General features: G+C 45.4%; 9 protein-coding genes. 3 read left to right on the top strand and 6 right to left on the bottom strand.

Going from position 1 to position 11,938, the window contains the following annotated elements; translation table 11 throughout:
* Nucleotides 1-58: 58 nt before the first annotated feature.
* Nucleotides 59-1,078 carry a PDDEXK nuclease domain-containing protein gene (locus FN831_RS03200; protein WP_142526778.1) on the bottom strand — a complete coding sequence of 340 codons (1,020 nt, stop codon included), beginning with the start codon at nt 1,076-1,078 and terminating at the stop codon, nt 59-61.
* 86 nt (nt 1,079-1,164) lie between these two features.
* Nucleotides 1,165-2,928 carry an alpha-L-rhamnosidase-related protein gene (locus FN831_RS03195; protein ID WP_142526777.1) on the bottom strand — a complete coding sequence of 588 codons (1,764 nt, stop codon included), beginning with the start codon at nt 2,926-2,928 and terminating at the stop codon, nt 1,165-1,167.
* Between the two features lie 241 nt (nt 2,929-3,169).
* On the opposite strand from FN831_RS03195, the gene FN831_RS03190 reads away from it, so the two are divergent.
* Entirely contained in the window at nt 3,170-3,784 is a 615-nt protein-coding gene (locus tag FN831_RS03190) for a DUF4142 domain-containing protein (RefSeq protein WP_142526776.1), read from the top strand.
* Between the two features lie 73 nt (nt 3,785-3,857).
* Here the strand turns inward: FN831_RS03190 and FN831_RS27585 are convergent, their stop codons facing one another.
* Nucleotides 3,858-4,298 (bottom strand): hypothetical protein, encoded by a 441-nt coding sequence (locus FN831_RS27585; protein ID WP_221931255.1) that lies wholly within the window; start codon nt 4,296-4,298, stop codon nt 3,858-3,860.
* A 303-nt stretch (nt 4,299-4,601) separates the two neighbouring features.
* On the opposite strand from FN831_RS27585, the gene FN831_RS03180 reads away from it, so the two are divergent.
* The gene (locus FN831_RS03180) at nt 4,602-4,916 is read left to right on the top strand and encodes a hypothetical protein (protein ID WP_142526775.1); all 315 of its coding nucleotides are present in this window, start codon (nt 4,602-4,604) and stop codon (nt 4,914-4,916) included.
* 110 nt (nt 4,917-5,026) lie between these two features.
* Nucleotides 5,027-6,256, top strand: a complete 1,230-nt coding sequence (locus FN831_RS03175) for a hypothetical protein (protein ID WP_142526774.1) — start codon at nt 5,027-5,029, stop codon at nt 6,254-6,256.
* A gap of 11 nt (nt 6,257-6,267) precedes the next feature.
* Here FN831_RS03175 and FN831_RS03170 read toward each other — a convergent pair whose 3' ends face one another.
* From FN831_RS03170 to treS, 3 genes are all read right to left on the bottom strand, one after another.
* The gene (locus FN831_RS03170) at nt 6,268-6,519 is read right to left on the bottom strand and encodes a hypothetical protein (RefSeq protein ID WP_142526773.1); all 252 of its coding nucleotides are present in this window, start codon (nt 6,517-6,519) and stop codon (nt 6,268-6,270) included.
* Between the two features lie 94 nt (nt 6,520-6,613).
* On the bottom strand, nt 6,614-8,581 hold the full coding sequence (gene glgB, locus FN831_RS03165; RefSeq protein ID WP_142526772.1) for a 1,4-alpha-glucan branching protein GlgB: 1,968 nt from the start codon (nt 8,579-8,581) through the stop codon (nt 6,614-6,616).
* A 4-nt stretch (nt 8,582-8,585) separates the two neighbouring features.
* Complete coding sequence (gene treS / locus FN831_RS03160) at nt 8,586-11,921, bottom strand: maltose alpha-D-glucosyltransferase (RefSeq protein WP_142526771.1); 3,336 nt, start codon at nt 11,919-11,921, stop codon at nt 8,586-8,588.
* Nucleotides 11,922-11,938 lie beyond the last annotated feature (17 nt).

Genomic DNA, 11,938 nt, shown 5'->3' with positions numbered 1-11,938 from the left:
TTTGTTTATCTGGTACGGTTAGTACGCTGGTTTCCTAATGCAATTGATCCCGCATAATTTAGCCATTTTTTAAATCGGATCCGTCCTTCGTTTTAGCAATTTCTTTTTCCATCTCTGCGATCAGTTGCTGTTCTGTAGGGAGATATAATTTATATTCGCTCGCGAATATTGTTTTATTATCTTCGGGCAAGGAGATCTTTACCACAGCATTGTTTTTCTCAGCGCATAGCAAGATCCCAATGGTTGGTTTTTCAAAATCCTTTTTTTCATATCTGTCATAATAATTCACATACATCTGCAACTGACCAATATCCTGGTGCGTCAGCTTAGTTGTTTTGATCTCTATAATAACAAAGCATTGTAAAAGTCTGTTGTAGAAAACCAGATCAATAAAAAACTCATCTCCCTCAATGTGTAATCTCTTCTGCCGTGCAACAAATGCGAATCCGTTACCCATTTCCAATAAGAAATCATGTAAATGGGTTATAATTGCCTGCTCCATATTTCTTTCATAATATGAAGCTTCCCGATGCAGCCCAAGAAACTCAAGGTACATTGGGTCTTTTATGATCTCACTTGCATCCGATAACGGTTTTTCACTACGCGCGACCGATAATACGTTTTCTTTATTATTTTTTGATATTAGCCGCTCCCACAAATTACTATGAATCTGTCTCTCTAACTGTCGGACGGTATAATTATTTTTGATCGTTTCGGCAATGTAAAAGGATATTTTATCTGCTGAGCCCAACCTTATAAGCAACTTATATTGGCTCCAACTCAATTGCGAATACAGTGTATTCGCAATTGGGAACGTCCGGTAAAACTGCCGAAACAATTCCACCTGTCTTTTACTAAACCCGCTTCCATACTCAGGTTCCAGTTGTTCAGCGATAAATTTGGTTAAATAATTACCGTATTCCGCCCTCTCCTGTCCTTTTTGCTCTTCCTCAAAAATCCGGCGCCCGATTTGCCAATACATCAGGCTGCGTTCATAATCTACTGATCGTATGGCCTTCTCTCTGGATTTTACAATAATACTTTTAATGTCTGTTATTACAGCTTGATCTATATTCATGTTGCAGATTGATTTAAATCTGCAACTTATATCAAATCTGTATTAACCTGGTAATTATATTTTAAATTATTATTCATAAAGTATAACTAACGCAACACCTTCACACCTGGAGGTGCCTTAACTGTTGTTTCTACCTTACCGCTTTTCAACTTCACATGTTTTATTTTCACGATCCCGTAAGGCGTTGGGAAGGTACCTTCAGCAAAGGTAAGATCACCGAGATTGGGCCTTACGCGGATCACTTGGCATCCGGGCGCTATTACTGATACGCCCAGCACATGCTCAGTTAACCAGGGTGTAGGGCCGGATGCCCATCCGTGTGCCAAGCTATGTCTGAAACCTTTGTAACAGTAAGCTCCGTAATCACCGTGAATGTCTTTTTTACCCTCTGGCACCAGCTCATCAATGCGCGAGCTATTGGGCAGCCAGTCTACGTTAAAATCTTCCCAGAAGGTAGTTGCACCCAGCGCCAGCATGGGTCCCCAGTAATTGCGGATATCATCCATTCCTCCCTGATAATTACCTGCTTTGGCTTTTGCCTGCAGCATGTAATAGCCAAAAAACGTTGAATAATCATGAACACCATTTTGAGAGATCAGCTCGTCAGCTTTTTTAGCCGGCATCAGCCCGGAAAGACTGAGCATTGCAGCCGCCTGTTTGGAGTTGTTTGCATTGGGCACGTTTTTCCTTAGCCGCGCAACAGCTTCCCTGCACTGTTTTGCCGTAACGGGATCCTCTAGAATATCCAAAAGCTCGGCACCGGTACTTAGCGTCATTACCAGCATCGATTGTAGTCCTGCGTGGATAGCGGGGATATTTTCACTGGATGGCCAGTCAAGAAACCTAACCCCATCATTGAGCACCTCGCTGTTATCCCCATCTATCTTTTTCATATAGTGCTTTAACAACTGCTGCAAGTAGGATTTTTGCTGTTTCAGATAAGCCAGGTTACCATTGTGCATATACCAGTCGCGCTGGATCAACACCCACCACATGGAGTAAGACGCCATCCCATTCATATAGGAAGGCAGTGGCGTAATATCACGGGCAAAATCCATCGTTTTGGGTACTACATTATTATAACCGAACACCGCTGCGATGGTAGAGGTTTCAGGATGCATATCTCCTACCCATGCCAGCCTGTCGCGTTTTATACCATCCCAGAGATAATCCTGCATATTGAGGTGTACCGTATAGGCACCGGTCATCCATATTTTGTTAAGCAGCGTATCACTACATTTAAATGATCCGAGATACGGTATGTCCCTGAAGATCAAAATAGCATTCACTTCCTTGAGTTTGAGTTCAGCATTCTCATCCACCAGATCAATACGTACAAAGCGGAAACCTGTGTTGCCGATCTCGGTCTTGCCAAGCCAGGGGATTGAAATAACCAAATCGCGCATCGCGTGATCATTGGTCGCATTTTTAGCGGTATCAGTGACGTCAGACATGGCTTCGGAGACCGATTCGCCAAAACGGAGACGAACCCTGATCGGCTTTCCCCCTTTGGACTGGTCTGTAATTAACTGTAAGGCACCATGCAGTTCTTTACCAAAATCCAGCAGGATGCCGGGTTTACCTTTGCCCTTGCTGCTAAGTATGCACAGGTCTTTTCCGGTAAGGTCTGCCTGCCCGGTTCCCTTTTTTAAAAGGGCAGCCATATTTTTGATCTGCCCTGCGGCATGATCTGTTTGCCAAACGATCCGTACAGGTGGCAGAAACCGGCGTACCGTTTCTTCGCTTCTTGACTGTGCGGAGCGTTCAGCGCTGAAAACAGGTGGAAGCTGAGCTTTAAGACTGGTGGCTGACAGCAAAATGAGTAGAAAGAAAATACAATATCTGTTCATATTTCAGGTAAGGGTGATGAAGTTGGGTTTAGTTAAATCAAAATGAGTATGGCTGCAATCCGAAGCTGTTGTATAAGCCCTTGCATCCGGTTTAAAAATGCCAATTATTATGTATAAAAAGGCGATATACGTTACTATTTTTACAAATTCACCCTGTTGGCCATTAAAGAAGTTCCGGACTACAGGGTTATCAAACTTTAAGCCCTTGTAACTGTTAACATAAAAACCAATTCACCAGAATATGAAAATGCATTATTTCAAAATCCTGCCGGTCAGCCTGATTGCACTGGCAACAATTTGCCAGGCCTGTAATTCAGGAGGCACAAAAGACAGTGCCGATTCAACAACATCCAAACAAACCATGGTCCATGACTCTACTTCAGGAGATACTACAGATAACATGAAAAATGGGACCCCGGTGAACCGCTTCCTTGAAGAAGCTGCTATTGGCGGAATGGTGGAAGTGGAAATGGGTAAAATTGGCCAGCAAAAGGCCTCCATCAAAAGCATAAAAGAATTTGCGGCAATGATTGAAAAGGATCATACCCAGGCAAATTCGGAGCTTAGTGCAATGGCATCCCGTAAGGGTTTCAAACTGCCGGCAGAACTGCCTGCTGCCAAAATGGAGCATCTTAACGACTTAAACAAAGCTACCGGAAAAGATTTCGACAGCTATTATATCAATATGATGGTAGAAGACCATATTAGTGATATCTCCCTGTTTGAAGGGGCAACAAAAAGTCCAGACACTGCGGTGAGCGCTTTTGCGAGAAAGGTCCTGCCTGTTCTGCAAAAGCATTACAAGCAGGCGCGTGAGATCTCGATGCAATTTGACCAGAACAAAAACAAAAAATAGACGTAAATAGAAACAGCCGGTAGTTTAATTAAAAACCCCGGCTGTTCAATTTTACAGTTCTATTCTGACGACCCTATTTCAGGAAGTCATCATCGTCATCGTCCAGATCATCGTCATCCAGATCCAGATCGTCATCGTCTTCAAGGCCCAGGTCGTCATCATCCAGGTCCAGATCATCATCATCATCTTCTTCCCCGTTACCGGGATCAGTTGGCAGATCGTCAAACTCTTCCGTACCATCATCCTCAGGATCGTCGTCGTCGGGATCGTCGTCGTCAAGCTCATCATCTTCCGGGCCATCCTCTTCATCTTCCAGATCAGCCCTGTCATCAACCTCTTCCAGCAGGTCGTCAACATCGGTGGTTCCGATATCATCCGTATCTGAATTCAGGTCATCTTCAGTGAAAGTGTCCGGAGTGGTTGCAGGATGATCATGTGAAGGCTGAAATTGTTGTTTTGTTTCTTCTACGTCAATGCTTCCGATATTTCCGTAGTCTTGATTTTGATTTTCCATAATCGCTTTCTTTAAACAGATTTAAGATTTCTTTAGCAGGTATATTTCGAATAACACTATTTTTCACGGATGGTTCTCAGAAAAAAATGTTTTCCGGTTTTGGTGATACATGGCCTGATGATCACAGCAGATCTGAGGTGCCTGGCATTCACCTTTACCTTTACCTTTACCTTTACCTTTACCTAGAAACGCTTCTCTTTGGAGAACAATATACTCTATTAAATTAATGTCGTAACTTATTCATAATCAAAGTCATTGATTTAGAATAATCATTGCTTATATTGTTATTCTAAATCAGCGCTCATGCCAAAATATATAATTAGAGTAGAGATTAACAATTTTGATGATTACGAGATCCTGCACGATGAACTTTACAAAAATGGGATCTACAGGGTGATCCAGGCAAATGATGGCGTATATTATGATCTTCCTTCGGGAACATACCGGCTGCAGGGAAATATAGACATACAGGCTGCTTACCATCGCGCTGAGCTGGCAGTGCAAGCCATTGCCGGACAGTTTGTGCCGCCTAAAAAGTATGAGCTGATCGTATCACACTACAAATCTTCAAAGTCTGCGTTAAACGTGACTACAGATATCTTAAAACTTCCGCGGTAGCAGGCATAGCTTTGCGCAGTTAAGTTTAAATATAAATCTGTAATTGAAATGTTGAACAATTGAAATTTTCTTTGTAGCTTTTGACTCCTTTAGGACATACATCACAGGATTTGAAGAGTAAAAAGAAAAAGCCCGTTATCAAAGGTACTGATCCGAATCAGCAGCTGCGCAGCAGATTTTTTGAGCGGATAGAATATCTCTGCGATACTTTTGCCGGGCCTGGGTATTATAAAAAACTGCCGGCAATGATTGTGGAGCATATGTTTATGAACCGCTACCCTACGCTGAAGGCCAAAGCAGACCCCTCTTCAGGCATTGAAAAAAGCAGGGTGGTGCAGTTCAATAAACTGATGAATAAATTTATCAGCGACAGATATATTGTACTGGACAATGGCGGAAAGATTTACCTGAGCTGGTATTTGTCTGAGGGGCTGCTGCTGATCAATTATATTGCTGAGATGGCCGATGTTCAGTTTCCACATGCGGCACAGCTGGTAGAAGCTTTTAAACCTTATTTTCCCGGCTCTGAAGTCCACCAGATGATAGAGGAGATGCTGATCGAACTGGTACATGACACCACCGTTTTTCTAAGCGATTATAACAAAACGATCATGAACGCCGACATCTCCGCAACTGCTTTTTTTGACCGCGAGGCCATGTCGAACGATGTGATGATCCATGAACTGAGGCCCAACAGGTCGTCCGTTATCATTGATGGCGAACCCAGGACAATCACGAGTTTAAGCTGGCTGGACGAAGACATGAACTGGATGAGCACAAAGGTGAGACCTTCCCTGCTGGGTTTTAAAACTGGCTCGTTAGACATTCCGCTGGAAGTTTATATTCAAAAGCATGCCCTTGACAAAATGCAAAGCCGAATAAATATTACCCCGGGGATCATGCATTACATGACCTTTATCCTGATGAACCAGGAAGTGATCAGGCACCACAAAAATGACAACAACAGCCTTGTAGAATATTACCTGTCAGATCAGAAAGCAGGTTATCTGCTCGTTAGCCTGGTAGATGCCAAACTGATCATACGGACATTTCTTTTCCTCACGAACGACGGGACACCGGAAGGCAAAAAGCTGAACCAGCTATTATCGCTGGACAAGCAGGATAAAAAGTACCTGATGATTGACACACTGCCTGCATTCAGCTCTTATCACATCGACCAGAACGAACACCTGAGCAAAATATTCAGGGAGGCCGGTTGCGGCCCGCTGCTTAAGCTGGGCCATCTCAGGGAATACACCAGTATCGAAGTGAAGGATAAGGATCCGGAATCGATCATGAAATATCTGGGCGACTCAGACAGCTTCCAGGGACTGGGATAAATTGGAGCGGCTCAGGCACCCAGATCTTCGATCATCTGTCCGATAAACTCTACCAGCTCCATATTCATATTGCTGTCTGTATGCCATACATATCCGATATCTACATCCTCAATAGGATAAATAATCCCTAAAAGTTCCGGAATCACTATACCATGGATCTCATCATCATCGTTCATCGTGACCATAAAATGGTTGGGTTCATCTAATGGCGTAACGGTAACCGTTTTGTGTAGAAAGCGCACACTGAATTCCTGCATCATCATCTAATTTAAAGAAAAACATTCTAAAAAGGATTTCTGTTTGCAAAACCATTCAGCGCGGCTTAAAATAAATTCAACCAACAGCTTAGCCATCGCCCTATGTCATCCCTTCAAGCCATTCAAATGGATGCGAGTATTTGAGCACGATCATGCCAAGCGGGGGCAGTGTGAGTGACAGAGAATGCGTTCGCTGATGGTATGGAACAGGCGCTGTTTCCAGCAGGCCTTTGTTCAGCTGGTCGCTGCCACCATACTTCAGGTCATCAGTATTGAGTATCTCTGTGTAAAAGCCTGTTTGATCTGCACCCACACGATAGTTTAACCTTACTACAGGAGTAAAGTTGGCAATAAAAATCAACCTTTCCGTGGGATCCTGTCCTTTTCTTAGCCAGCTAATCACACTTCGTTCAGCATCATTTGCATCCAGCCATTCAAAGCCTTCAGAAGCGTAGTTGTTCTGATACCAGGCGGGATAAGCCGCGTATAAAGTATTGAGGTCGCGCACCAGCTTTTGTACCCCCTGATGATCCGGGTTATTGTTCTCATGCCAGTTTAAACTATAGTCGTGGGCCCATTCGGCATGCTGCGCAAATTCGGCGCCCATAAACATCATCTTTGCGCCCGGATGTCCAAACATATACCCGAACAGCAACCGTAAGCTGGCCAGCTGCTGCCAGTTATCGCCCGGCATTTTGTTAACCAGCGATCCTTTTCCATAAACCACTTCATCGTGCGATAGCGGCAGTACAAATTTTTCGGAGAAAGCGTAAATAAGGCTGAAAGTCAGCTGCCCTTGGTGATATTTGCGGTAAACAGGCTCCTGATGAAAATAAGATAAAGTATCGTGCATCCATCCCATCATCCATTTCATATCGAACCCAAGTCCCCCCTCCGCAACCGGATGTGTTACACCCGGCCAGGAAGTAGATTCTTCGGCAACGGTAAATACATCGGCAAAATGATCATGCACAGCCTGATTAAATTCCTGCAGGAAGCTTACGGCTTCCAGATTCTCGCGGCCACCATAAATATTTGGTACCCATTCCCCTTCGTTGCGTGAGTAATCCAAATATAGCATAGAAGCTACGGCATCCACCCTTAGTCCGTCGATATGGTATTTATCGAGCCAGAAAATTGCGTTTGAAATCAGGAAAGCTCTTACCTCATTTCTTGTTAAATCAAAAATATAGCTTTTCCAGTCGGGATGAAAACCTTTGCGCGGATCGTCATATTCATATAAATGCGTACCATCAAAGTATGCCGGCCCATGTTCATCTGTCGGAAAATGCGAAGGCACCCAATCCAGAATCACACCAATCCCCTCCTGGTGCAGCTGATCGATCAGGTACATAAAATCCTGCGGGGTGCCATAGCGGCTGCTTGGTGCATAGAACCCGGTGATCTGATAACCCCAGGACCCATAAAATGGATGCTCCATCACCGGCATAAATTCTACATGCGTATAATTCATATAGCGGCAATACTGCGGAAGTTCAGCCGCCAGTTCGCGATAAGAAAGAAAGCGTTCGCCTTCTTCCGTAATTTTCCTTCTCCAGGAACCCAGGTGCAGCTCGTACACCGATAGAGGTTGCTGCAAAATATCGCCGGCTTTTCTTTTTGAAAGCCATTGTTCGTCGCCCCAGGTATAATCAAGGTCCCAGGTGATGGTTGCCGTTTGCGGCGGATTTTCCCAGTGAAAGGCATAAGGATCACCCTTTTCTACCTGGAAGCCATTCGCTCCGGCGATAAAGTATTTGTAATATTCGGCCTTGCCCGTTCCCGGGACAAAACATTCCCAGATGCCGGAACTGTCCCACCTTACCTGCAGAGGGTTTGCAGACCTGTCCCAGGCGTTAAAATTACCGATCACACTTACTGCGGTAGCACTGGGGGCCCATACGGCAAAGTATGTCCCTGCCACACCCTCATGCTCAAGCTGATGGGCACCTAACTTATTATACAGCCGGTAGTGCTTCCCTGCTTTAAATAACTCAACATCAAACTCACTGATCAGGGAAAACCATGAACTGCCTGCTGCCGTATCCTTAATATTTACATCTGCCATAATATTATGCCTCAACTTTTCTGTTCTTGTTTACGATGGCTTTAATTCCGCGAAGCGGCACAATCACCCAATCCGGTCTGTTGTTTAACTCATAGTTCAGTTCGTATACTGCCTTTTGCAAAAGATAGGTTTGCAGAAGGATTTCCAGGTCGCCGCCATTATCAGGGATAAAGGCAGATCCGGCAACCGTTTTCAGGTAGGACTTCATAAAGAATCCGCTGATATAGTGGTACCATACCTCAACGTAGGGCACCAGTTTGCCGATATCCTCCGGCCTGATCTGATTATCCAGGAACAGGCTACCATAGGCTGCATAATGGAACGACCGAATCATGCCCGCTACATCGCGCAGAGCAGAATACTTTAACCTGCGTTCGCTGTAACTACGTGCGGGTTCCCCTTCAAAATCCAGCAGCAGGAAATCTTTGCCTGTAAATAAAACCTGCCCAAGGTGGTAATCACCATGGATCCTGATTTTGGTAACGTCGATTTTTTTACTGTAGATCTGTTTGAGTATGCCCAGGATCTCATCTTTCATTTTTAATACTTCCTCTGCCTCTTTACGCACTTCCGGACTTAAGCCTTTGCTATTTTTACTGAGGCTCTGGAAGGCCACCCTCACCAGCGAGGTGAGCGAGGAGAAGAGCGACCGCTGGTAATGCAGTGAGAAGTCCTCCGGTTTAAAGGCTGGCAGATCATCAGCTCCGGCCAGTGCAAGGTGCATTTCGCCGGTGCGGATCCCCAGCAGGCGTACCTGCTCTGCAAGCGTGCCTTCAAGCAGTTCTTTCATATCTTCGGGAATCTGCTCATAACTCAGCGGACTGGAGAGTGTACCCTCTACAGTTGCCGGCACAGGGATCATATCATGCTGCGACAGTAATTTCTCATTATAATCGTCCAGTCTGTCCAGCATATACGACCAGCCATCACTTGTACTCGTCACCATTTCCTGCATCATGCCCAGCACCATGGTCTGGTTGCCAAACTGCCATTCTATCGTTCCGATATAGCCCGGGGTATGTTTAAAATGTGCCACATTGCTCAGGTACTGGCTGATCTCTACATCCGGGTTAATCGCACGGTCTACTTTCCGGTAGATCTTCAGGTAGAAAAGATTGTCGTAAGTGATAGAGGTATTGCTTTGTTCTGCAGAGATCACCCTGGGTTTGGTCCGCGGATTCTCAAGCACATGTTTCTTCAGCCTTTTGTTGCCTGTAAAATGCAGTTCGGACCGGCTCTGCCCTATGGTATGGTGCTGCGCCATATGCGTAAGGATCAGCTGCTGCAGCTCAATACCATAAATTGCGTCATACAGCACCCCTTCTTCCCCGTTGATATTTACCAGTGCAATTACAGACTGCGGGCAGTTGTCCTGAATCTTATAGGAAAACTGGCCCTTTCCGAATGCCACCGGTAACTGGTAGAGATCGGGAAGCCCGTCGCGGTAGGAAACTTCCATCAGCAGGATATAGGCATTGCCGGGTTCCATGGGCAGCACCGCATGATCAATGATCTTCAGCGTTTCCATGCCCCTGCCTTTGCCACCAAACCAGCGCAGGTGCATCATATAGTTAGGAAGGATCACATTCTCCAGTTCCTCAATCACCTCCCTGCTCAGCAGGTCTTTCCAGTTTTTGAGTTCCAGCAAGGACAGACGGTCTTCGTTTTCCATCTCCGGATGTGCCTTTTCCAATACAAAGCTCTGACAGGCGTAAGCACCGAGGGTAAAAAAGTAAGGAACATCCTCTTTAATTGACGGGAAGCGGTTCCTGCTCAGTATCTCAACCGGCACCGAGCCTTTATAGGCAGAAAGGTCCAGCTCTGCCGCCTGTGCAAACCGCGAAAGGTTGGCTACCACCAGCATCGTCTGGTCTTCATAGGTCCTGGTGAACACCAGTACCTTGGCGTTTTCGCTCTGGATAAATTTCAGGTCTCCCCTGCTGAAAGCCAGGTACTTTTTGCGCGTGCTGATGATGCGTTTCATCCACCAGAGCAGGGACGAGGTATTTCTTGACTGCAAATCTACGTTGACAGATTCATAATGAAACTGCGGGTCGAGGATCAGCGGCAGGTACATCCGCTGTGGGTTGGCCTCAGAAAAACCGGCATTGCGGTCGGCGTGCCACTGCATGGGTGTACGCACACCATCGCGGTCTCCGAGGTAAAAATTATCCCCCATCCCGATTTCATCACCATAATAGATTACCGGAGTTCCCGGCAAGCTGAACAGCAGCGTATTCATCAGCTCAATCTTTTTCCGATTGTTTTCCAGCAGTGGCGCCAGTCTGTGCCTGATGCCGAGGTTGATCCTTGCTTTGGGGTCTTTTACATAAACCTTGTACATATAATCACGTTCCTCATCCGTCACCATTTCCAGGGTAAGCTCATCATGGTTCCTCAGGAATATTGCCCACTGGCAGGTATTAGGGATATCAGGGGTCTGATCATAGATATCAGTGATGGGATAGCGGTCTTCCATCTGCACCGCCATAAACATCCGCGGCATTAGCGGAAAATGATAATTCATCTGGCATTCATCGCCCTTGCCAAAATAGGCGGCAGAGTCTTCAGGCCACATATTGGCTTCTGCCAGCAACAGCGTTCCGGGATAACGGTCGTCAATATATTTCCTGAGTTTTTTGAGATACTCATGTGTCTCGGGCAGATTTTCACAATTGGTCCCCTCTCTCTCAAATAGATAAGGCACGGCATCCAGCCGGAAGCCATCTACACCCATTTTACACCAGTAATCCATGATCCTGAAAACTTCCTGCTGTACCAGCTCACTGTCGTAATTCAGATCCGGCTGATGATGAAAGAACCGGTGCCAGAAGTATTGTTTGGCTACGGGATCCCAGGTCCAGTTAGAAGTTTCATAGTCCTGAAAAATGATCCTGGCATCCTTGAATTTTGTAGGGTCGTCACTCCATACATAATAATCCCTGTAGGGAGAGCCGAGCGGTGATTTCCTTGCACGCTGAAACCAGGGATGCTGGTCTGAGGTATGGTTGATCACCAGTTCTGTGATCACTTTGAGCCCGCGTTTGTGTGCTTCCTTCAGGAATACCTTAAACTGTTTAATATCCCCGTAAGAAGGGTTGATATGGTAATAGTCAGATATATCATAGCCATCATCTTTTAATGGCGAGGGATAAAACGGCAGCAGCCATATGGCTGTAACCCCAAGGTCTTCGAGGTAAGGAAGTTTTTCCATCAAGCCTTTAAAATCTCCAATACCGTCGCAGTTCCCGTCGCGGAAGGCCTTAATATGGAGCTCGTAAATCACGGCATCTTTGTACCAGTGTAATTTACCGTCTATCTGATCTTTATTTTCGTTCATGATATTGTTTCGTATTT

This window comes from Pedobacter westerhofensis (assembly GCF_900182595.1).
Classification (GTDB): Bacteria; Bacteroidota; Bacteroidia; order Sphingobacteriales; family Sphingobacteriaceae; genus Pedobacter; species Pedobacter westerhofensis.
This window is presented reverse-complemented; position numbering and strand designations above follow the sequence as displayed.